Annotated in this window: 18 protein-coding genes; 13 read left to right on the plus strand and 5 right to left on the minus strand. The window is 74.6% G+C overall.

Features of this window, described 5'->3' with window-relative positions:
- Positions 1–36: 36 nt before the first annotated feature.
- Together TK50_RS22630 and TK50_RS22635 are read left to right on the plus strand one after the other, a co-directional pair.
- A complete protein-coding gene (locus TK50_RS22630; RefSeq protein WP_277814345.1) occupies positions 37–1041 on the plus strand; it encodes a glycosyltransferase family 2 protein in 1005 nt (334 codons plus the stop codon).
- On the plus strand, positions 1038–3365 hold the full coding sequence (locus TK50_RS22635; protein WP_043966942.1) for a hypothetical protein: 2328 nt from the start codon (positions 1038–1040) through the stop codon (positions 3363–3365). Before TK50_RS22630 ends, TK50_RS22635 begins: the two co-directional genes overlap by 4 nt.
- Before the next feature lie 83 nt (positions 3366–3448).
- Here the strand turns inward: TK50_RS22635 and TK50_RS35480 are convergent, their stop codons facing one another.
- Positions 3449–6166 carry a sugar-binding protein gene (locus TK50_RS35480; RefSeq protein ID WP_043966944.1) on the minus strand — a complete coding sequence of 906 codons (2718 nt, stop codon included), beginning with the start codon at positions 6164–6166 and terminating at the stop codon, positions 3449–3451.
- A gap of 503 nt (positions 6167–6669) precedes the next feature.
- On the opposite strand from TK50_RS35480, the gene TK50_RS22645 reads away from it, so the two are divergent.
- The 8 genes from TK50_RS22645 (at position 6670) to TK50_RS22680 (ending at position 16313) form a co-directional block, all read left to right on the plus strand.
- Entirely contained in the window at positions 6670–7833 is a 1164-nt protein-coding gene (locus tag TK50_RS22645; RefSeq protein WP_043966947.1) for an ROK family protein, read from the plus strand.
- Between the two features lie 32 nt (positions 7834–7865).
- Complete coding sequence (locus tag TK50_RS22650) at positions 7866–8912, plus strand: extracellular solute-binding protein (RefSeq protein ID WP_043966949.1); 1047 nt, start codon at positions 7866–7868, stop codon at positions 8910–8912.
- Positions 8913–8982: 70 nt separating this feature from the next.
- Positions 8983–10056 (plus strand): ABC transporter ATP-binding protein, encoded by a 1074-nt coding sequence (locus TK50_RS22655; RefSeq protein WP_043966951.1) that lies wholly within the window; start codon positions 8983–8985, stop codon positions 10054–10056.
- Positions 10053–11846, plus strand: coding sequence for an ABC transporter permease (locus TK50_RS22660; RefSeq protein WP_241774096.1), 1794 nt, complete (start codon positions 10053–10055; stop codon positions 11844–11846). Before TK50_RS22655 ends, TK50_RS22660 begins: the two co-directional genes overlap by 4 nt.
- Positions 11843–12823 (plus strand): creatininase family protein, encoded by a 981-nt coding sequence (locus tag TK50_RS22665; RefSeq protein ID WP_241774097.1) that lies wholly within the window; start codon positions 11843–11845, stop codon positions 12821–12823. The genes TK50_RS22660 and TK50_RS22665 overlap by 4 nt, the downstream gene beginning before the upstream one ends.
- Positions 12820–13782 carry an amidohydrolase family protein gene (locus TK50_RS22670; protein ID WP_043966953.1) on the plus strand — a complete coding sequence of 321 codons (963 nt, stop codon included), beginning with the start codon at positions 12820–12822 and terminating at the stop codon, positions 13780–13782. Before TK50_RS22665 ends, TK50_RS22670 begins: the two co-directional genes overlap by 4 nt.
- 73 nt (positions 13783–13855) lie before the next feature.
- Positions 13856–15313: a lyase family protein gene (locus tag TK50_RS22675; RefSeq protein WP_043966955.1), complete on the plus strand. Its 1458-nt coding sequence runs from the start codon at positions 13856–13858 to the stop codon at positions 15311–15313.
- Positions 15314–15347: 34 nt separating this feature from the next.
- Positions 15348–16313: an ROK family protein gene (locus tag TK50_RS22680; protein ID WP_241774098.1), complete on the plus strand. Its 966-nt coding sequence runs from the start codon at positions 15348–15350 to the stop codon at positions 16311–16313.
- On the opposite strand, the gene TK50_RS22685 is transcribed toward TK50_RS22680, so the two are convergent.
- The 3 genes from TK50_RS22685 to TK50_RS22700 all read right to left on the minus strand — a co-directional run bounded on the left by TK50_RS22685 (position 16306) and on the right by TK50_RS22700 (position 18701).
- Positions 16306–16932, minus strand: coding sequence for a lipoprotein (locus tag TK50_RS22685; protein ID WP_052503883.1), 627 nt, complete (start codon positions 16930–16932; stop codon positions 16306–16308). The genes TK50_RS22680 and TK50_RS22685 overlap by 8 nt on opposite strands.
- A gap of 141 nt (positions 16933–17073) precedes the next feature.
- Positions 17074–17790 carry a class I SAM-dependent methyltransferase gene (locus tag TK50_RS22690; RefSeq protein WP_043966960.1) on the minus strand — a complete coding sequence of 239 codons (717 nt, stop codon included), beginning with the start codon at positions 17788–17790 and terminating at the stop codon, positions 17074–17076.
- A gap of 593 nt (positions 17791–18383) precedes the next feature.
- Entirely contained in the window at positions 18384–18701 is a 318-nt protein-coding gene (locus tag TK50_RS22700) for a hypothetical protein (protein ID WP_052503884.1), read from the minus strand.
- Between the two features lie 207 nt (positions 18702–18908).
- Between TK50_RS22700 and TK50_RS22705 the strand changes: the two genes are divergently transcribed.
- The 3 genes from TK50_RS22705 to TK50_RS22715 all read left to right on the plus strand — a co-directional run bounded on the left by TK50_RS22705 (position 18909) and on the right by TK50_RS22715 (position 20203).
- Positions 18909–19682, plus strand: a complete 774-nt coding sequence (locus TK50_RS22705; RefSeq protein WP_043966963.1) for a helix-turn-helix domain-containing protein — start codon at positions 18909–18911, stop codon at positions 19680–19682.
- The gene (locus tag TK50_RS22710) at positions 19679–19870 is read left to right on the plus strand and encodes a DUF397 domain-containing protein (RefSeq protein WP_043966964.1); all 192 of its coding nucleotides are present in this window, start codon (positions 19679–19681) and stop codon (positions 19868–19870) included. The genes TK50_RS22705 and TK50_RS22710 overlap by 4 nt, the downstream gene beginning before the upstream one ends.
- A gap of 114 nt (positions 19871–19984) precedes the next feature.
- Positions 19985–20203 carry a hypothetical protein gene (locus tag TK50_RS22715; RefSeq protein ID WP_043969263.1) on the plus strand — a complete coding sequence of 73 codons (219 nt, stop codon included), beginning with the start codon at positions 19985–19987 and terminating at the stop codon, positions 20201–20203.
- Positions 20204–20311: 108 nt separating this feature from the next.
- Here TK50_RS22715 and TK50_RS22720 read toward each other — a convergent pair whose 3' ends face one another.
- On the minus strand, positions 20312–21880 hold the full coding sequence (locus TK50_RS22720; protein WP_082106520.1) for an amidohydrolase family protein: 1569 nt from the start codon (positions 21878–21880) through the stop codon (positions 20312–20314).
- Positions 21881–22065: the final 185 nt, after the last annotated feature.

Genomic DNA, 22065 nt, shown 5'->3' on the forward strand with positions numbered 1-22065 from the left:
TGTCCGAGCGCCGCAGACGAGACGGAGGCGAGCCCTGTGACGCCACCGGAGCCGGCGCTGTCGGTCGTGGTGCCGATGTTCAACGAGGAGAGCGTGCTGCCGCTGTTCGCCCCGCGGCTGCGGGCCGTCCTCGACGCCCTCGGCGAGCCGTACGAGGTGCTGGTGGTCGACGACGGCAGCACCGACGGCACCCCCGCCGGCCTGGCCGGGCTGCGCGCCCGCTGGCCGCAGCTGCGGGTGCTGCGGCTGCGCCGCAACAGCGGCCACCAGGCGGCCCTGGTCGCCGGGGTGCTGCGGGCCCGGGGCCGGTGGGTGGTCAGCCTCGACGCCGACCTCCAGGACCCGCCCGAGACCGTCGCCGAGATGCTGCGCCGGGCCCGCGCCGACGGCCTCGACATCGTGTACGGGGTGCGCGCCGACCGCAGCCGCGACACCCGCTTCAAGCGGTGGACGGCCGCCGGCTACTACCGGCTGATGCGTCGCCTGGTCGGCAAGCAGGTGCCCGCGCAGGCCGGCGACTTCCGGCTGCTCAGCCGGGCGGCCGTGGAGGCCCTGCGCGAGCTGCCCGAGCGCAGCCCCGTGCTGCGGCTGGTGGTGCCCTGGCTCGGCTTCCCCAGCGGGGAGGTCACCTACCAGCGCGAGGAACGGGCCGCCGGCCGCACCAAGTACCCGCTGTCCCGGATGGCCGGGCTGGCCGCCGAGAGCGTCACCAGCTTCTCCGCCGCGCCGCTGCGCGTGGCCACCTGGCTGGGTCTGGTCGGGGTGGCCGTGTGCGGGGTGCTGGTGGTGGTCGCCGTCGCCGCCTGGCTGGCCGGCTCCACGGTCACCGGCTGGCCCTCGCTGTACGTGGCGATCCTCTTCCTCGGCGCGGTGCAGCTGCTCTGCCTCGGCCTGCTCGGCGAGTACGTGGCCCGGATCTACACGGCCGTGCAGGGCCGCCCGGCGTACTTCGTGGCGAGCGACACCGCCGGGCCGGGCGCGGCCGACGCCGACGGGCCGACGGCCGACGGCCCCGCCGAGCTGGCCGACAGCCTCCGGTGACCGCGCTCGCCACCGGCGGCGGCGACCCGGCCGGCCCCCGCCGCGACGCGACCGTCGACCGCGCGGCCGGCGGCGCGGCCGGCAGCGGGCCCGCCCGGCGTCCCGCCGCCCTGCGGTACGCCCCGGCCGTCGCCGGCTACGCCGTCGTCGTCGCCGCGCTGCTGGCCACCGGCACCCCCGCGCCCGACGTGGCCCGCTGGACCGGGTACGCGCTGCTGGCCGTGCTGCTGCCCGGCACGCTGGTGTTCCGCGCGCTGCGCCGCCGCCCGCACACCCTCGTCGAGGACGTGGCGTTCGGCGCGGCCGTCGGCCTGGTGTTGGAGCTGGCCGGGTGGGCGGCGTTCACCGCCGCCGGCCTGCCCCACCTGCTGTGGCTGTGGCCCCTGGCGGTGCTCGTGCCGTTCGCCGTCGTGCCCCGGCTGCGCCGGCACTGGCGGACCACCGGGCACGCCCCGGTGCCGACGGGCTGGGCCTGGGCCCTCGCGGGGGTCGTCGCCGGCTTCACCCTCTATCTCTACGAGTCGTTCCTGCGGGTCAACCCGGTGCTGCCCACCGACGAGGGGCAGGCGCAATACATCGACCTCGCGTTCCAGCTCTCCCTCGCCGGGGCGGCCACCCACCAGGTGCCGCTGGACGTGCCGCAGGTCGCCGGGGAGCCCCTGCACTACCACTGGTTCGGCTTCGCCCACTTCGCGGCGGCCAGCTTGGTCAGCGGCGTGGACCTGCCGACGGTGTTCTTCCGGCTGGGCGTGCCGACGCTCTGCGCGCTGGCGGCCGTGCTGGCGGCGGTGGTCGGCTGGCGGGTCACCGGCCGGCCGTACGCGGGGGTGGCCGCCGCCGCGCTGATGTTCACCGTCGGCGAGTTCGGCTACGAGAACGGGATCCGCCAGCTCTTCGGCACCCAGGCCACGTTCATCGTGTGGGGCAGCCCGTCGATGACGTACAGCTGGGTGTTGCTCCTGCCGCTGGTGGCGGCGCTGGGCGAGCTGGTCGGGCGGGCCCGGGGCTCGACGGTGCCGGCGCTGGGGCGCGGCGCGTGGGTGCTCTCGGCGCTGTTCCTGGCCGCCTCGACCGGGGCGAAGGCCAGCTCGGTGCCGGTGGTGCTGGCCGCGCTGGCGTTCACCGCGGCGGTGTCGCTGGTGTTCCGGCGGACCCTGCCCCGGGCCGTGCTGGCGGCGGCCGGGCTGGCGCTGGCCGCGCAGCTGTTCGCCACCGCCGTGCTGTTCGCGTTCGAGAGCCACGGGGTGACCGTCGACCCGTTCTCGGGGCTGCGACCGTACGTCGGGACGGGCCGGCCGGCGGGGACGACCGCGTTGCTGTGGGCGGCGGTGTTCGTCGCGTTCCTGCTCAACCTCCAGCTCCGGCTGGCCGGGGTGGTGGCGCTGCTGCGGCTGCGCCGGTGGCGGCTGGAGCCGGTGCAGGTGTTCCTGCTCGGCGGGGCGCTCGCCGGCCCGGCGATCTACCTGCTGGTGGGGCATCCGGGCAGCAGCAACCAGTACTTCACCCGGGCCGGCTTCGCGTTCGGGGTGATCCTGTCGGCGTGGGGCTGGGCCGAGCTGGTCGACTCCGCCGCGCTGGGCGCGCGGGGCCGGGCGCTGCTCGGCGCGGGCGCGGCCGGGCTCGCCGTGCTGCTCACCGCCGTCCAGCTGTGGCGTCCGGCGGCGTCGCCGTCGACCCCGGCGTACGCGCCGGTGCTGCCGCTGCTGACCTGGGCGGCGGCGCTGGCGGCGGTGGCGTTGCTGGTCGGGCTGTGCTGGCCGGCGCTGGTCGGGCGCTGGCCGGGGCTCGCCGGCCGGGGCGGGGCGGTGCTGCTCACGGCCGCCCTGGTCGCGGGCGCGCCGGGGCTGGTGCTGGACGCCGCCGCCGCGCACCGGTTCCCCAACGGCGGGGCGTACCCGGTGGAGCGGATGCCGGCGTCCCGGGTGGCGGCGGCCCGCTACGTGCAGGAGCACAGCGCACCCGGCGACGTGGTGGCCACCAACGCGCACTGCCGGGCGGTGGTCAACGGCTGGTGCGACGCCCGGTCGTTCTGGGTCAGCGCCTACACGGAGCGCTCGGTGCTGGTGGAGGGGTGGGCGTTCGCGCCCCGGATGGTGGGCCTGCCCGGCGGCCCGTACGCCCCGTTCTGGGACGCCGAACGGCTGCGCGCCAACGACGCCGCGTTCACCGCCCCCACCGCCGCAGGGCTGGCCGACCTGCGCGACACGTACGGCGTGCGCTGGCTGGTGGTGGACCGGCGGGTCGCGCCGGAGTCCCCGGCCCTGGCCACGCTCGCCGACCTGCGCTACACGAACGCCCGGATGGCCGTCTACCGCCTCCGCTGAGCGCGCCCCGGTGGGCCCCGGTGTCAGGAGGGGCCCCTTGTACAACAGAATGCGTTGACAAGGGGCCCCTCCTTTCGGGAGGGTCAGCGCAGCGGGAGGCTGCGGGCCACGGCCGCGCCGTGCGACTCGTACGCGGCCAGCAGGGCGGTCGGCCGGCCCGAGGTGACCGGCACGACGACCGTCACCGACCGGTTCGCCTTCAGCTCGACGGTCCGGTCACCGAGGGCGGCGGAGCCGTCCCAGGCGTACAGGTAGGCCGTGCCGGACCGGTCGGCGCGCAGGGTGACCTTCACCCCGCCGGGGACCCGGCGCTGGTCGGTCAGCCGCAGCGCCTTCTCGGGCAGCCGCGCCACGGCGGCCGGAGCCACCCCGTCGACCGCCGACTGGGCGATGGTCTGCGGGCTGTGCACGCTGCGCGCGGCGGTGTCCGGGAAGACCGGGGCGCTGGGCTGCCGCGCCGCCGGGGTGTAGCCGGGCAGGGTCGCCAGGCCGTAGCGGTACGGGTCGGCCCGCACGCCGGTGAACGTGGACCAGCCCAGCCGGGACTGCGAGCTGAGGTCCTGGGTGTCCGAGTCGTAGACGAGGACGTTGAAGCCCATCCGGTTCGGGTCCACCGCGTCGGGCAGCACCGCGAACGGGATGCTGGCCTCGATGGTGTAGCCGGCGTACGGGCTGGTCACCTTGCTGACCACGGTCATGCCCGGCGCGGTCGTCGCCCCCGGGCCCTGCCGGTTGTCGGCGTCGCGCTGCCAGCACGGCGGGTCACCGTTGGCCGGGTCGTCGGTGACGGGGAAGATGCCGGCCTTGAACACCGTGGAGGTGTCGGTCGAGTTCCCCTTCGGGTCGACGATGATCTCGACGCTGTCGGTGCGCCGCTGCCGCTTGCAGTCCTGCGGCACGACCTTGCGGCCGAGCACGTCGTCGGTGACCTGGACGAACACCTTCAGGGCGTCGGCGGTCCAGGCGATGCGGCCCTTCGCCGAGGCGTCCTGCGGCGTGGTGGCCTGACCCTCCCAGATGCGGGAGAAGTCCAGCTCCTGGCCGGGGTACTCGCCGGCCGAGGCCACCCCGTCGACGGCGTGGTCGTGGCCGGCCTGCGGGACCTCGGTGGTCGGCACGATCTCCAGCGCGCCGGTCTCCACGGTGCTGCCGGCGGCGCTGGTGGTGGTGATGGTGATGCCGTAGTCGCCGTCGGTGCCGCCCGCGTTGGCGGTGGGCAGGGTGGCGTCGGTGTTGGTGACGGTGAAGGTGACCGCCCCGGTCGCGCCGGGGGCCAGGCCGGTGTAGCTCTTCGTGGCCGCGTCGGCGGTGAAGCCGGCGGGCAGGCCGAGGGTGACGGTGCCGCTGCGGGTGGCCTCGCCGTGGTTGCGCAGGTCGACGCGGACCGACCGGCTCTGGCCGGAGCCGATGGTGAGCACCGGCTTGATCAGCGTGTCGAGCTGCGGGTATCCGCCCTCGCCGGCCCACTCGCGGAACAGCCCCACCTCGGGCAGCGGCTCCAGGGTGCCGCGCACGTCGGCGACGACCCGCACGGCCCGGTCGGCGCGCCCGACGCCCTGCCGGGTGGTCAGGGTCGCGCCGACGAGCTGCTGCTGGTTGGTGTCGGCGCCGGCGGGGACGGCGACGGTGAACGTCGCGGTCCGCTCCTTGCCCGCCGGCACGCTGCCCCGCAGCGCGCCGGAGCCCTTGGCGGTCCAGCCCTGCGGCAGCCGCAGGTCGATCCGCGGCGCGGCCAGTGCCCGGTCCCGGGGCGCTCGCACGTGCGCGGTGACCTTGACGGTCTCGCCGGGGGCGAGGTCGAACCGGTCGGTGGTGAGGTACAGCTCGGTGCCCCGGGGCAGCCCGCCGGCCGCGTTCGGCAGCACGGAGCCGCGCAGGATCGCCTCGGGGGAGGCGTCCGCCGGGTCGTACGGGACGCGGCTGTCGACCAGGGTGTAGAAGTCGCAGCGCATCTTCGTCGGGTCGGTGGGGGCGGCGGCGGTGCCGGCCCAGCCCTGGGTGACGTACTCCCGGCGGGCGTCGACCTCGATCTCGGCCCAGGTCTTGCCGCTGGCGCTCGGCGTGCCCTCCCAGACCCCGAAGACCTGGTCGGTGGGGACGGTCGGCACGAAGCTGGACGCGCACTCGGGCCCGGCGGCCGACGTGCCGGTGCCGCCCGTACGCAGGAACTTCGCGGCCCGGAACGGCTTGAGGCCCTCCTTGCGGAGCTGCTCGGGGAACGCCTTCGGGTCGGCGGCGGCGTGGAACGCCTCGGCGGCGAACCGGGCGGCCTGCTGGTGGTTGCCGTGGTTGCCCGGGGTCGGCGAGGGGTTCATGGTCATGACGATCTCGGGCCGGGTCTGCCGGATCACCCGGACGATCTGGCCGAGCGTGTCGTCGTGTCCCCAGATCCGCTCGGACAGCGGCGCGGACGCCGTGTACCAGAAGTCGACCCGGTCGAGGTTGTAGAGGTTCTCCACGCCGGCCCGGCCGATCGCGGTGCGCTCCTCGCGTTCGCGGATGATGCCGAGCGGCGGGCCCTCTTCGAGGCCGACGGCGTTGCCGCCGCCCTCGCCGCGGGTGATGGTGACGACGCCGGCCTTGGCGCCGTACTTCTCCTTCCACTGCCCGAGGGTGGCGAGGCTGCCAGCCTCGTCGTCGGGGTGGGCGCTGACGAAGAGGACGTCGAGGTCGACGGTGTCGCCCGCCCGGCCGCCGTGGCGGTCGGCGGCTGCGTCGGCGGGGGAGGCGAGGGCGGCGGCGGGCACCCCGGACAGGGCCAGGGCTAGCGCCGTGGGTAGCAGGAACGCCTTGATGCGCATGCGGATCCTTCCGGAACTGTCCCGGGTCCGGGCAGCGGCCATCGCCGTCGGACGCGCGGCGTCGACGCGGGGTCGCTGATCGGGCGGCGGGACGGTGGGGCGGAGCCGGTGGCCGCGGCGGTGCCGGGCCACCGGCTGGGCAGCGGCGGGAAACGCCGCGGTACGGCGACGGCGGGGGTGCCGTCACCGGCGGTACGGCAGCGGCGCGGACTCCGTCACCGGGTACAGCGGCGGCGTGGGTGTCCGTACACACTGGAAGGCCTTCGCCCGGTGACGCTAGGGACCGGCGCGGCGGCCCGTCAATGCTTTGCAAGGTCTTTTTTTCTTTGCAAAAGAAATAAATTCAGGCCGGTCCACCTCTCCGGGGTGCCGGCCCGGTCGCGCGCCCCCGATCCGACATCGGGGCCGAAGCGGGGCGTTTTCCCTGTTCGTGAGGGTTCCTCGGGTGGGCCGAGACGCTTTTGTTACTTGACTCGATAGTTCGTTCGCCGTAGGAAGGAAGTGTGACTGACGTGGTGACGCCACCAACGAGCCCGGTGAGCCGGGAGCGGTCGAAGGAGATCAAGCGGTTGTCCGTGATCTCCACCGCCCGCCAGGTGCGGGTGCTCTCCCGCGCCGAGCTGACCGAGCTCACCGGCCTGAGCCCCGCCACGCTCACCCCACTCGTGCGCGAGCTGATCGCCGAGGGCTACCTCATCGAGCGGGGGCCCGGGGCGTCCCGCGCCGGCCGCCCCCGGGCGATGCTGGAGTTCAACCCGCGCGCCGAGCTGGTCGCCGCCGTCTCCCTGGAGCCGTCCCGACTCAGCTGCGAGATCGCCGACAGCGACGGCACGGTCGTCGCCCACCGCACCGTCCGCCTCGCCGGCGACATCATCGACACCATCTGCCGCTCGGTGCCCGAGCTGGCCGGCGACGGCCTGCCGGCGCTGCGCGGGGTCGCCATCGCCGCGCCCGGCGTCTCCTCCGGCGGGGCCGTCCGGCTCGCCCCCTCGGTCGGCCTCGTGGAGGGTCGGCCGATAGGGGAGGCGGTGCAGCGGCACCTCGGCGTGCCGGTGGTGGTGGACAACGACGTCAACCTCATGGCGGCCGGCGAGCACGCGGCCGGCGCCGGCAGCGACGTCGCCGACCTGCTGCTGCTGCACGTCGCCGACGGCATCGGTGCGGGGCTGGTGCTCGACGGCCAGGTCCGCCGGGGCGCGGGCGGGGCGGCCGGCGAGGTCGGCTTCCTGCCGCTGGACCCGGCCGACCGGGGCCACGACGGGGTCGGCCCGTTCGAGGCCCGCTGGTCGGAGAACGCCGTCGCCGAGCGGGTGGTGGCCCTGGCCCCCGGCCGGCGGCCCGACGCCCCGGTGGCCGCCCTGGTCGAGCTGGCGCGCGCCGACGAGCGCGCCGCCGCGTACCTCGACGAGGTGCTGACCGCGTGGTCCCGGCTGATCGTGTCCTGCGTCTGCGTCATCGACCCCGGTCGGGTGCTGCTCAGCGGCGCCGCCGCCCAGCTCGACGACCCGGCCGTCGACCGGCTCCAGGCCCTGGTCGCCGCCGCCGCGCCGAGCACCACCGAGGTACGCCGGGCCGTGCTCGGCGACCGGGCCGTGCTGCACGGCGCGGTCAGCTACGCCCTCTCCGCGGCGGCCACCGGGCTGCCCACCCTGCTTCCCACCCCCTAGCTCCGCCCAACCCGAACCCCTCGGAGGTCCCCATGAGACGTCGCCTTCTCCTCGCCGGTGCGCTGGCCACAGTCCTCGCCGCAGGCACCGCCTGCGGCGGCGGTGGCGACGACGCGTCCGGCGACGCGGGCGCCGAGAAGCTCACCATCTACACGGCCCGCGACAAGAAGGTCTCCACGTTCGTGGTGGACCAGTTCACCGCCAAGTACCCCGAGTACAAGGGCAAGGTGGAGATCCTCAACCTGGGCGCGCAGGAGATCCTGGAGCGGGTCCGGGCCGAGAAGGCCAACCCGCAGGCCGACGTCTGGTGGGGCGGCACCCAGCAGGGGCTCTCCGCGGGCGCGTCCGAGGACCTGCTGACCGGCTGGCAGCCGGCGTTCGCCGCCAAGATGGACGCGAAGTACAAGGACGCCGAGGGCCGCTGGTTCGGGGAGATCCTGCTGCCCGAGGTCATCATGTACAACAACAAGGCGCTCACCCCGGAGCAGGCCCCGAAGGACTGGGACGACCTGCTGAAGCCGGAGTGGAAGGACAAGATCGTCATCCGCGACGTCGCCGCGTCCGGCACCATGCGGTCGATCTACGCGGCGATGATCATGCGGCAGTCCCCGGACGGCAGCAACCCGCAGCCCGGCTACGACTGGCTGAAGAAGCTGGACGCCAACACCGGCTCGTACGCGGCCAACCCCGCCGACCTCTACCTCAAGCTCTCCCGCCAGCAGGGCGTGCTCAGCGCCTGGAACCTCCAGGACATCCTGCTCCAGGCCAACCAGTCGAACATGCCGTTCGGCTACGTGATGCCGGCCTCCGGCGCCCCGGTGCTCGTCGACGGCATCGCCGCGGTCAAGGGCGGCAACACCACCGGCGCGCAGAAGTTCATGGAGTTCCTCTTCGACGACGCGCTCCGCGCCGACCTGGCCAAGGACTACTACCAGATCCCGGCCGTGGAGATCGCCGAGAAGCCGCAGTGGCTGGCCGAGCTCAACCTCAAGCCGCTGGACGTCAACTGGGACGTGATCGGCAAGAACGAGACCGAGTGGATCAACCACTGGAACAGCCAGATCAAGAACAAGGGCTGACCACGGCGGCACCCGGGGCGGGCGCGGCGCGCCCGCCCCGGATTCCATCAGCCAAACAGGAGAGGACGCCATGATCGATGTCACGCTGGAGTCGGTGAGCAAGCGCTTCGCGCGCGGCGGCGACACCGCCGCCGTGGCCGACGTCGACATCACCATCGCCGCCGGGGAGTTCTTCACCCTGCTCGGCCCGAGCGGCTGCGGCAAGACCACCACCCTGCGCATGGTGGCCGGGTTCTACTTCCCCACCTCCGGCCGGATCCGGTTCGGCACGGAGGACGTCACCCGGCGTCCGCCGAACAAGCGCGACACCGGCATGGTGTTCCAGAACTACGCGCTCTTCCCGCACCTGTCCGTCGCGCAGAACGTGGCGTACGGGCTGAAGATCCGCAAGGTCGGCCGCGTCGAGTCGAAGCGGCGCGTCGAGGAGGCCCTCGGCCAGGTGCACCTCGCCGGGTACGGCGACCGGCGCATCGACGAGCTCTCCGGCGGCCAGCAGCAGCGGGTGGCCCTGGCCCGCGCCCTGGTGATCCGGCCGAAGACGCTGCTGCTCGACGAGCCGCTGTCCAACCTCGACGCGAAGCTGCGCGAGGAGACCCGCACGGAGATCCGCCGCATCCAGCAGGAGGCCGGCACCACCGGCATCTACGTCACCCACGACCAGGCCGAGGCGATGGCCATGTCGGACCGGATCGCGGTCATGCAGGCGGGCCGGGTGCAGCAGATCGGCGCGCCGCAGGAGATCTACCACCGCCCGGCGACGAGCTTCGTGGCCCGGTTCATCGGGCGTAGCAACGTGCTCACCCTGCCCGTACAGGGCGCCACGGAACGGACCGTGACGGTGGGGCTGCCCGGCGGCGGCGAGATCGACGTGCCGGCCCCGGCCGACCACGGCCTGCGCCAGGGCGAGACCGCCCAGGTGTCGGTGCGCCCCGAGCACATCGGCCTCACCTCCACCACCGAGGCGGGCGCGCTGCCCGGCCGCGTCGCCGAGCTGGAGTTCACCGGGATGGCCACCAACCTGGTCGTCGACACCGCCGGGGAGCGCATGCAGGTGGCCGCCGTCGACGTGCCGGCCGGCATCGCCGTCGGCGACCAGGTGGGGCTGCGGCTCAACCGGGACCGGATGTGGGTGGTGCGTCCGTGACCACCATCCCCGCCACCCCGAGCCCGGCCACCGTCGCCCCGGTCACGAAGGAGCCGACGCCGCCGCCGGGCCCGCGCCGCCGGCTGGCCGCCCGGTTCGCCGGGGGCACCGGTTCCCGCTGGTTCCCGTACGTGCTGGTCTTCCCGCTCGCGCTGGTCCTCTTCGGGTACGTCGTGCAGCCCATGTTCGCCACCTTCGCCGAGAGCGTCGGCGTGGACGGGGTGGAGAACTACGGCAGCTTCCTCACCGGCGGCGGGGTGGCCCGGTCGTCGCTGGTCACCTCTCTGATCATCTCGGCGGCCAGCGTGCTGCTCTGCGGGATCGTCGGCGTGGCGATGGCGTTCCTGCTCAAGCGCTTCTCGTTCCCCGGCCGCAAGCTGATCGAGGCGATCATCCTGGTGCCGGCGGCCCTGCCGCCGCTGATCGGGGCGATCTCGTTCCAGCTCCTCTACAGCGAGACCGGCATCCTGCCGCGCGGCCTGCAGCAGCTCTTCGGCGCGGAGAACCCGGTGCTGCCGTTCAGCGGCATCGCCGGGGTGCTGGTGGTGCACACGTTCACCATGTACCCGTACTTCTACCTGTCCGCCTCCGCCGCCCTCGGCGGGATGGACCCGTCGGTGGAGGAGGCCGCGTACAACCTGGGGGCGTCCCGGGTGCGGGTGTGGCGCACGGTGCTGCTGCCGATGCTCACCCCGGCGCTGGTGTCGGCGTCGCTGCTGGTGTTCATGACGTCGCTGGCGTCGTACACCGCCCCGCTGTTGTTCGGGGTGGACCAGACGATGACCATGCAGATCTACATCAACCGCACCAACGGCGACCTGCCGATGGCGTCGACGTACGCCTCCGTGCTCGGCGTCGTCTCGGTGCTGTTCCTGCTCGGCATGCGCTGGTACGAGGGGCGGCGCAGCTACCGCTCCCAGTCCAAGGGCGTCGCCGCCCACCGGCGGGAGATCACCAACCCGCTCGGCCGGTGGCTCGCCCTGGCCGCGTCCCTGCTGGCCACGGCCGTGCTGCTCGCGCCGGTGGCGACGATCGCCCTGGTGGCGTTCTCCCGGGACGGCTCGTGGACCACCGAGGTGATCCCGGCGCAGTACACGATGCAGAACTTCGTCACGATCTTCGCGGAGCCGAGGGCGTTCCAGCCGATCCTCAACTCGCTCAAGATGAGCCTCATCGCCACCGTGGCCTGCGTCGTGGTCGGCGTGCTCATCGCGTACGCGGTGCGCCGGCTGGACTTCCGCGGCCGGGGCCTGCTGGACGTGGCGGTCATGCTGGCCTGGGCGCTGCCCGGCACGGTGGTGGCGATCAACCTCATCTCGGCGTTCAGCACCGGCAACGCGTTCAGCTTCGGGCAGGTGCTCATCGGCACCTTCTGGATCATGCCGCTGGCGTACTTCGTGCGGTTCCTGCCGCTGGTGTTCCGCTCCAGCTCGGCCGCCCTGGCGCAGCTCGACCCGGCGCTGGAGGAGGCCGCCCGCAACCTCGGGGCGTCCTGGTGGCGGGCGTTCGGCACGGTCACCCTGCGGCTGATGCTGCCGGGCGTGCTGGCCGGCGCGCTGCTCGCCTTCGTGCACGGGGTCGGCGAGTTCGTCGCCTCGGTGCTCATCTACACCTCGGAGACCGCGCCCATCTCCGTGGAGATCAACAACCGGATGTACTCGTTCGAGGTCGGCACCGCCGCCGCGTACGGCATGCTCCAGGTGGTTTTGATCTTCGTGGTGATGGTGGTCTCCGGCCGCCTGGAGGGCGGCCGACGCTCGACCCGGGAGGCGGCGCGATGGACGGCGTGACGACACCGGCCGGCGACCACGTGGCCGCCTGGCTCGCCCACGGCGGGCTGGTCCCGGTCGCCCGGGTCCCCGGCGGGGAGCTGGCGGCGGTCGCCGCCGCGGCCGACTTCGCGGTGCTGCCGGTCGGCGCGGTCGAGTGGCACGGCCCGCACCTGCCGCTGGGTACCGACCTGATCCTCGCCGAGGGCTTCGCCGCCGAGAGCGCGCAGGCCTCCGCAGACGGCGCGGCCTCGTCCGGCGGCGGGACCCCGGACGAGGCCGCGCCCCCGGCGGCGGGCCCGCGCGGGGTGCTCTTCCCCGCCGTGGCGTACGCCGCCTGCCCCGGCCAGACCCGGCCGTGGCCCGGCACCGTGGCGATCCGGCCGGAGATCGCCGTCGGCTACCTCGCCGACGTCATCGAGGGCATCGTGGCGGCCGGCTTCCCCCGGCTGCTGATCGTCAACGGGCACGACGCCAACATGTCCACCGTCCGGGCCGCCATGGAGTGGGTGTCCGGGCGGCGCACGGCGAGCCTGCTGCTGGTCAACTGGTTCCAGCTCGTCACCCCCGCCGAGACCACCGAGCTGTACGGGCCGCAGGTCTCCCGCGGCCACGGCGGCGCGTACGAGACGTCCGGGGTGCTCGGGTTCGACCCCGGCGCGGTCCGGCTCGGCGCGGTCGACGACCTCCCGCCGAAGCCGAAGCTGCCGGTGACCCACCCGTACGTGCTGGTGGAGTCCCGGCCCGACCCGTGGCAGGGCTGGTCCGGGCACGTGTCGCTGGCCGACGAGCCCGCCGGCCGGCGGGTGCGCGAGTTGGCCGGGGCGCGGCTGCGCGAGGTCGTCGCCGCCTGGGTGGCCGCCGCCCCGCCCGCCCCGCCCACCGCCGACCCGCTGCCCGGCACCGACCCGCTGCCCGGCACCGACCCGCTGCCCGGCGTCGACCCGCTGCCGGACCCGCCGCCGGAGTCGCCGCCCGCCGAGGGGGAGCCGTCGTGACCGTCGACCGGGGACTCGACATCGTCGACTTCCACCTGCACTTCCGCATCGCCGCCGACCCGACGATCCAGGCGTGCGAGCACGCCGCCGGAATGCACCCCGGCGGGGAGCACGAGCGGGCCGTCCGCGCCGCCGGCTCCGCCCCGTACGCGGCGAAGTGGCGGCGGGCGTGGGCCTTCGCCGACCCGGAGCCCCCGGCGCAGCGCTGGGAGGACGAGGCGGACCGGTGGGCCGAGGAGCTGCGCCGGGTCGACGTGCGGCGGGCCGTGTTCGTCACCGGCGGCGGCAACGACACCGTCGCCGACGTCGTCGACCGCCACCCCGACCTGCTGCTCGGCCTCGCCCACCACGACCCCTACTCTCCGGGGGCCGCCGCCGAGCTGGAACGCGCCGTCACCGAACGCGGCCTGCGCGGGCTGAAGCTGTTCGCCCCGCTGCTGCGCGGCCCCCTCGACCACGCCGACCTCGACCCGCTGTGGGCCACCGCCCAGCGCCTCGGCGTGCCCGTGCTGATCCACATCGGGCACTACGGCAGCGCGGGCGGGCTGAGCTTCGGCCGGCACGGCGGCCCCGACGAGCTGGCCCGGATGGCCCGGCGCTTCCCCGAGCTGGCCGTGGTGGTGCCGCACTTCGGCGTCCAGCACGTGCAGGACCTGCTCTTCGCCGCCTGGGGCTGCCCGAACATCCACGTCGACACGTCCGGCTCCAACCAGTGGGTGCGCTGGATGCCCTACAAGCTGACGCTGGAGGACCTGTTCCGGCGCTGCTACGAGACCATCGGCCCGCACCGCATCGTCTACGGCAGCGACTCGTCGTGGTTCCCGCGCGGCTACGTCACCCGCTACCTCGACGACCAGCTCCGCGTCTGCCACGAGCTGGGACTGCCCGACGACCACCTGCGCGCGATCTTCGCCGGCAACGCCGAGCGCCTGCTCGGCCTGGACACCACGACCGGCTGACGTCCCGGGCGCGACGAGCGGCGTCGCGCCCGACCCACGTCCCGCCCGGCCCCGGAAGGAAGCAGAGACCCTGATGAGCACACCCGCGCTGACCACCTACCAGCGGCACCACCTGCGGCCCACGTACGACCACCACGTCGGGCGGCTCTTCCCGGCGATGGTGCGGGCCAGCCAGGCGCACGTGGTGATGCTGACCGAGCAGGGGCTGATCCCCGCCGAGCGGGGCGCCCGGCTGCTGCGCGGGCTGGCGGAGCTGCGCGCCGACACCGACCCCGCGCCGCCGTTCGACGGCACCTTCGAGGACACGTACTACCTGCTGGAGAAGCGGCTGGCCGCCGCGTGCGGCGTGCCGGCGTCCGAGCTGGACGTGCAGATGGCCCGCAGCCGCAACGACCTCGACGCCGGGGTGTTCCGGATGCTGCTGCGCGACCAGCTCGTCGGCGTCCTCGACCGGGTGCTCGCCACCGGGGCCACCGCCCTGGCCGCCGCCGACCGGTACGCCGACGTGGTGATCACCGGCTACACCCACCGCCGGCCCGCCCAGCCCACCACCATCGGCCATGCCCTCGCCGGGTACGCCGAGGCCCTCGCGGGCGAGGCCGCCGCCTACGCCGACCTGATCGACGCGCTCAACGTCTCGCCGCTGGGCTCCTGCGCGTTCGCCGGCACCGACCTGGACATCGACCCGGCCCGGGTGGCCGAGCTGCTCGGCTTCGCCGGCCTGGTCACCAACTCGTACGAGGCGGTGGCCGGCGCGGACCACCTGGTCCGGGTCGGCACGCTCAACGCGCAGGCCCTCGCCACCGGGGCGCGGCTGGCCCGCACCCTGATGGACTGGCTGAGCTGGCGCTGGGTGACCACCCCCGGCGACTTCACCCAGGGCAGCAGCATCATGCCGCAGAAGCGCAACCCGGTGGTGCTGGAGCACCTCGTCTCGTACGCCGGCGCGACCGCCGCCGACGCCGCGAGCGTGCTCAACAACGTCGGCGCGGCCTGGTGGGAGGACTCCAACAACGCCACCACCGACGTGCAGGTGCGGCTCTGGGAGAGCAACGACCGCACCGACCGGTTCTTCGCCCTGCTCGGCGGCTTCCTCGCCGAGATCGAGCCGCTGGAGCCGCCGTCGGCCGGGGAGATCGTCGCCTCCGGGGCCACCACCACCGCCGCCGCGGACGCGCTGACCCGGCACGGCGTGCCGTTCCGGGCCGCCCACTCGGTGGTCGGCCGGCTGGTCCGCGCCGGTGCCCCCGACACGTGGACCGCCGAGGGCGTCCGCGCGGCGGCGCAGGGCGTCACCGACCGGCTCGACGACGACGCGATCGCCGACCTGCTCGCCGCCGCCGTCCGCCCCGAGCTGGTGCTCGACCGGGCGCAGGTCGACGGCCCCGGCCGGTGCGCCGTCCGCAACCAGGTGGCGGCGCTGCGCGGCCACTTCGACACCGTCGCCGGCCGGCTCGCCGCCGTGCGGGCCCGGCTCGCCGCCGCCGACGCGGAACTCGACGCCGTCGCCGCCGAACGGGCCGCCCGGTGAGCGCGCGCGCCACCACGACCGAGGGGACCGGCCCGTGAACCTGCGGCTCGACGGCCCCGCCACCCCATCTTCCCCGCTGCCCGGCGACGCGGAGATGACCGGCGATGCGCAGGTGACCGGCGACGACGGCGTGCTGCTCGGCATCGACTTCGGCGGCACCAAGATGGCCGTCGGGGTCGCCGACGCGGCGGGCCGGCTGCTGGCCCGCGAGCGGGTGCCCACGTACGCCGAACGGGGTGCCCCGCAGGCCCTGGACCGCGCCCTGGAGCTGGCCGCGAAGCTGGTGGGGCAGGCCGGCGGGCCGCTCGCGGCGGCGGGCGTCGCCTCGCCCGGGGTGGTCCGGCCCGACGGCATCGACCTGGCCCCGAACGTGCCCGGCTGGGACCGGCTGCGGCTGGCCGACGCGGTGCGCGACCGGCTCGGCGCGCCCGTCGTCGCCGTCGACAACGACCTGAACGCCGCCGCCCTGGCCGAGCTGCGGCTCGGCGCGCTCCGCGACGCCGACCCCGGCCTGGTCGTCGGCATCGGCACCGGCGTCGCGGCGGCGCTCACCGTGCGCGGTGCCGTGCTGCCCGGCCACCACGGGGCGGCCGGCGAGATCGGGTACGCCGTGGCCGGCGGCCCCTGGCCCGGCACCATGCTGGAGCTGGACTTCTCCGGCCGGGCGCTGGACCGGCTCGCCGCCGACCTCGGCGTGCCCGGGGCCGCCGCCGGGCTGGCCGCCGCCGCCGCCTCGCCCGGCCCGGCCCGGGACGCGCTGACCGCCCGCGTCGACGAGCTGGCCCGCCACCTGGTCACCTGCTGCCTGCTGGTCGACCCGCAGCGGGTGGTGCTGGTCGGCGGGGTGGCCGGCAGCGACCTGATCCGTGGCCTGCTCGTCGAGCGGCTCGCCGCCGTGCTGCCGTACCGGCCGGAGGTGGTGCTCTCCGGCTTCGCCGACGACGCCGCGCTGCTCGGCGCGGTCCTGCTGGCCGGGGAGGCGGTCCCGGCGGTCAGTTGACCTGGAACGTCCGCGTCGCGAGCTGGTAGGCCGGGAACATGTCCTCGAACTCGTCGGTGTCCATCCCGCCGAGGGTCAGCAGCACCGGCCCGCCGGCCGGGGTGTCCGCCACCAGCGCCCGCTGCCGGTTCGGGCCGCTGAACTCGCTGCGCTGCAGGAACGTCGCCTCGACCAGGTCCAGCGGGCCGCGCCGCACCCGCCGGTACTCGATCTCGCTGACCCGGCCGTAGTCGGCGAGGAACCCCTCCAGCGTGGCGCGGCCGTCCCCGGTGGACCCGTCGGCCGCCCACACCCGCAGGAAGCCCACGCTGCCGGCGGGCTTGGCGTCGACCTCGCAGCGCAGCCGGGCCCCGCCCAGCGTGATCGTGGCCTCCTCCGCCACCGCCTCGGGCGTCCACCCGGTCGGCAGCGAGAACGTGACCGGCAGCTCGCAGGGGCTGCCCGGCACGCCGACGGTGAGGGCGGCCTCGGCGGGGGCCACCTCGTCGTACCAGGGCGGGCCCGTCACCACCGGGGACGGGCCGGGGCTTGTTGCCGCCCGCGTCCCCTCGTCGGCGCAGCCCGCCGCCGGCACCGTGCAGAGGACGGCCAGCAGGGCCGCCCCGATCCGTCGCAACACCGCTCGCACATCCCCCGTGGTCGTCCACACCGCCCGGTCCACCCCGGACGGGCCGATGGATGGTAACGGTGGGTGGCCAGGTTGGTCGGTGGCGGGGCGGTGCGCGTGACGGTCAGTCGTCGGCGGGGCCCGGCGGAGCGGTCAGTCGGTGGCGGGTCGGTGGGCGCGCAGCATCAGCGACACCCCCGGCAGCGCCCGCACCGGCAGGTGCCGCTCGGCGGTGACGACGGCGCGCAGCCCGAGGTTGACCAGCGGGTTCAGCTCGTCCAGGTCGCTGCCGGTGGACCTGCGCCGCCGCCAGGCCGCGACCGGCCGCAGCAGCACGTTCCAGCTCCACAGCTCGTCGACGACCAGCCCGGCCTTCTCCACCACGGCCCGCAGCGACGCCCGGTCGTAGCGGCGGACGTGACCGACCGCAACGTCGTGCGCCGACCACAGCGCCATGTCGGCCGGCACGGCGATCAGCGCCACGCCCCCGGGGCGCAGCGTGCGGCGGATCTCGGCGGCGGCCAGGTGGTCCTCGTCGAAGTGCTCCAGGATGTCGAACGCGGTGACCAGGCCCAGGCTCGCCGACGGCAGCGGCAGGTGCCGGGCGTCGGCCCGGATCACGTCGAGCCCACGTTCCCGGGCGACCCCGGCGCCCTCCGGGCTGTATTCCAGCGCCACGGGCTGCCAGCCGTGCGCCCGCAGGACCCGGGTGTTGCCGCCGCCGGCCGCGCCGACGTCGAGCGCCCGCCCGGGGACGTGGCCGGTGGCGGCCAGCCGGCGCAGCGCCCGGGCCAGCAGGACCCGCCGCTCCCGGTACCACCAGTGGGTGTCCTCCAGCGCGGCGAGCTTGCGGATCTCGGTCGCTTCCACGGCATGCTCCTAGCGCGATCTCGGCGAACCTCACCCTAGACGAGTACTCCCGAACCCAGCAGCCAACGCCCCGCCCTGCCCCGGCGCTGCCCCGCCCTCCCGCCCCGGCGGTTCTGGCCCGGCTCAACCGCCTCGCCGCGCGGCTGCCCGTACACCTGAGGTTCGCCGACGCGACGACGCCGCAGTTCGTCCCGGAGCGTGGCGGCATCGACGCCGTGCTGGCCGGGCTGCTTGGCGTGCTGGCCGGGCTGCTTGGCGTGCTGGCCGGGCTGCTGCCGTGCTGGCCGGGCTGCTCGGCGTGCTGGCTGTCGCGGCACGCGACGGCACCCGGGGCCGGCGGAAGATGCCACGTCGACCACGCGCACCTGACCGAGCCGAAGGCGGGGATTCCATAGATCTTGGAGAGTTTTGGCCCCTGGAGGGGCCATTTCGCTCCAAGATCTCCCATTCTCGCCCGCGATCTTGCAGTTGCGGCCCCCCGGCAGGGCGCATTGTTCCTTTTTCGGGCCGTGACTGCTAAGCGCGCCGACCGGCACCGCCTCAACCACGCCCTACACGCCATCACCACTCATCACCGAACCCCTTGACAACCCTCACTCGCGGATGGGCGCGACCGGGGTGGGCGGCGCGGGGGTGGGGGTGGGGCGGCGGGCCCAGCGTAGGAAGCGGCGGAACAGCTCGCTGGGCCTCGGCGGGTCGTCCGGGTGCAGCGCCCGGAGGTCCTCGTTGGCGTCGAACATCCGCCAGGCCAGGAACAGGCACAGCCCGACGCGGTCACCGGCGTAGGCGGCCAGCAGGTCGTCGCGGGCCTGTGGGCAGGGCCACGGGGCCAGGCACGCCCGGCACAGCCACAGCGGGCGCAGGGGTGGGTGCGGCCGGCGTCGGTCGCCGTCGCGTCGGTGCTCTGCCACGCGCCTGCCTCCTCGTCGGTTGTGGGGGAGGGCCGCCCCGCAAGGGGGGTGCGGGGCGGCCCGCGCTGGCCCGGCCGCCGGGCATCGCCTCCACCAGCCGGACCGCGTGGTTCCACCCTGGACCGGGGCGGGCCGGACAAACAGGACCATCGGGGGTACGGTGCACAGCGTGATCGATGCGGAACCATCAGTGAGGAGTGGTGAGGAGTGAGCGCGTATCTCGCTCTCGTGCTGAAGCACGAGCGGGGCAAGCGGGGGCTGACCCAGGACCAGGTCGCCGAGGCGGTGCACGTCTCCGGCTCGTTGATCGCGATGTTCGAGACGGGGCGGCGCGTCCCGCAGCCCGACACGGCCCGCCGGCTCGACGAGCTGCTGGGCACCGGCGACCTGATCGCCCGGATGGCCGTCGAGGCACGCCGGGACGCCCAGCCCGGCTGGTTCCGCCCGTGGGCGGAGGTGGAGCGGGAGGCCACCTCGCTGCGCTGCTTCCAGGCGACGATCGTGCCGGGGCTGCTCCAGACCGAGGCGTACGCCCGCGCGGCCCTCGCCAGCGGCCTGTTCGTGCCCGAGAAGGTGGAGGAGCACGTCGCCTTCCGGATGGAGCGGCAGGCGCTGCTCGACCGCAAGGAGCCGCCGCTGACCACGTTCGTCATCGACGAGGCGGCGCTGCACCGGGGCGAGCCGGCGGTGCTCAAGGAGCAGCTCCTGCACCTCGCCGAGGTGGGGCTGCGGCCCCGGGTGCTGGTGCACGTCGTGCCCTGCGACGCCGGTCCCTACCTCGGCCAGTCCGGCCCGTTCACGCTCGCCGAGGCGGCCGGCGGCGAGCACCTGGCGTTCCTGGAGGACCAGTTGGAGGGCCGCGTGCTCGCCGACCCGAAGCGGGTTTCCACACTGGAGCGGGCGTGGGAAGCTGTGCGTGCGGTCGCCCTGCCGCGCGACCAGTCGAGAGACCTGATCCTGAAGCAGGTGAACGAGCTGTGAGCACCCACCACCCCCGCTGGCGCACCGCCACCCGCAGCAACACCAACGGCGGCGAGTGCGTCGAGGTCGCCGACAACCTGCCGGGCGTCGTGCTGGTGCGCGACTCCAAGGCCCGCGACGCCGGCACCCTCGCCTTCGCCCCGTCGGCCTGGCGGGCCTTCGTCGCCGACCTCCGCACCCCCGCCTAGCCGCACCCGATTCCCCTTCCTCCGGCAGTGCCGCCCGGGCGCGACGCGTGCACCGCCGTTGCCGTAGCCGAATTCGGATGCGCGGTGGCGGCGAGGGGTGCGAGGGTGCCGGGCGTGGCAGAGGCGCAGGGATTCGCGTACGCCGAACGGGCGGACGGCACGGTGGTGATCACGCACCATGGGCGGGTCGCGGGGACGCTGCGGGGTGGCCGGGCGGCGCAGTTCCTCGCCGAGGTCGACGACGACCCGCAACTGGTGATGGCCAGGTGGACGGGCAACTACCGCCGGGGCAACGAACGGCAGGCGCGCCGACACCCCCGCAACCGCCCCTAGCACTCCCGAACGCGCCCCGGATGTGGAGCCGGCGGCGGGTGATGCTGGTCGGGTCGATGTGCGGTGCCGCCGTGCACCCGGTCGCGGTCGGGTGCACGGCGGCGGTGCTCAGAACCGGGGCGGGGTGGGGCTGGTCGGGGTGAGGACGCCGCCGGCCCGCGTACGGACGGCGTGCGCCGCAGCCGCCGCGTTGCGCACGATCGTGCCGGCGTCGTGGCTGACCATCTCCCGGTTGCGCTTCACGATCCGGCCGTCGATCAGCACGGTGTCGATGTTGGCCGGGGTGGCCGACCGCACCACGGTCGACTCCAGGTCGCCGATCGGGGCGATGTTCAGGTCGTCCGCCCGGATCAGGACGATGTCGGCCCGCTTGCCGGGGGTGATCGACCCGGTCACCGCCTGCAGGCCGAGCGCCTTCGCGCCGTTGATCGTGGCCATCTCGATCGCCTGCCGGAACACCACCGGCGGCAGCGCGGCGGTGTCCGTGCCCACCCACGGGATGCCCAGGTTCCAGGCCACGTTCATCGACTCGAACATGTTGATCGGGGCGAGCGAGCTGGCGTCGAACGACAACGAGACGGTGACCCCGGCGGCCAGCATCCGCAGCAGCTGCCCGTGGAACCCACCGGCCGTGCCGAGGCGCAGTTCGGAGTGGACGGAGAAGCTGACCGGCGCGTTCGTCCGCACCATCGCCTGCCGGTCCGCCTCGTCGAACGGCAGCGCGTGGCAGAGCAGGAAGTCCGGCCCGAGGAAGCCCATCTTCTCCAGGTCGGCGGCGTGCACCGCCGTGGTCGGGCCCTGCCCGGAGTGCACCGAGATCGGCAGCTTCCGCTTGCTGACCTCCGCCATCTCCGCCAGGAACGTCGGCAGCTGGCCGGGCCCGCGCAGGTTCACCCCGAGGTGCACCAGGCCGTCGAACGGCGACTTCTTGCCGAACCACGTGGCCGCGACCCGGTCGATGTCCGCGAAGTCGATCGGCTGGGTGGCCGGCTGGCCGTCCCGGTGGCCGTACGAGTAGCGCGCCCGCACGAGGCCGTCGGCGTGGGCGTGCAGCTCCGCGTCGGCGTACTCCGGCCCGCGTACGTTGTGCGACCAGTTGTTGACGGTGGTGATGCCCGCGCTCGCGCACTCGACGAGGCCGAGCAGCACGCTGTGGTAGAAATCGTCCGGCTGATACGCGGCGACGGTGGCCGACTTCGCCGCGAAGTACTCGAATCCGGTGGAGACGAAATTGCGGCCGAGAGCGCTCCACATGTGATAGTGGGTTTCCACGAAACCGGGCATCGCAATCATTTTCGACGCGTCGATGACCCGCGCGCCGCGCGCCTTCAGGTTCGGGCCGACCTGGACGATGCGCCCGTCGCGCACCTCGATGTCGGCCTTGGCCTGGTTGCCGATGGTCGGGTCGACGGAGACCAGCGCCGCGCCCTTGATCAGGTAATGTCCGCGTTCCGGGCGTCGGCCGGGCTTCCCGCTGGGGGTGTGTGGGCCGGGGGAGGAGGCGGCGGCCGGAGCGCCGAACGCGAGCGGGGCGATGGCGGCGGCACCAGCGGCGGCGAGCAGCGCGCGGCGGCCGACCGAATGCGCGGGAACGGGCCGTCCGCAGTCGTCGACAATTGTCGCTGTGTGGTCGTCGCCGCTTTCCGGCGTCGACAGTGGATCAGCTGTGGGGGGCATGCGGGAAAGCTAGGGAGCACCGATTTCCCGCACATTGCCGACTGGCTAGCATCGCGTGAACCCGCTGGTCGCGACCGCATGCCGGGAAGACCGCCGCCGACCGGCACGCAGCGGCGCGACGCTGCTGCCGACCGTCACGCCGCGGGTGGGCCTGGGTGCCGCCGGTGCGGGCGTGGGCACCGGTG

The organism is Micromonospora haikouensis, assembly GCF_000876225.1.
GTDB classification, from domain to species: domain Bacteria; phylum Actinomycetota; class Actinomycetes; order Mycobacteriales; family Micromonosporaceae; genus Micromonospora; species Micromonospora haikouensis.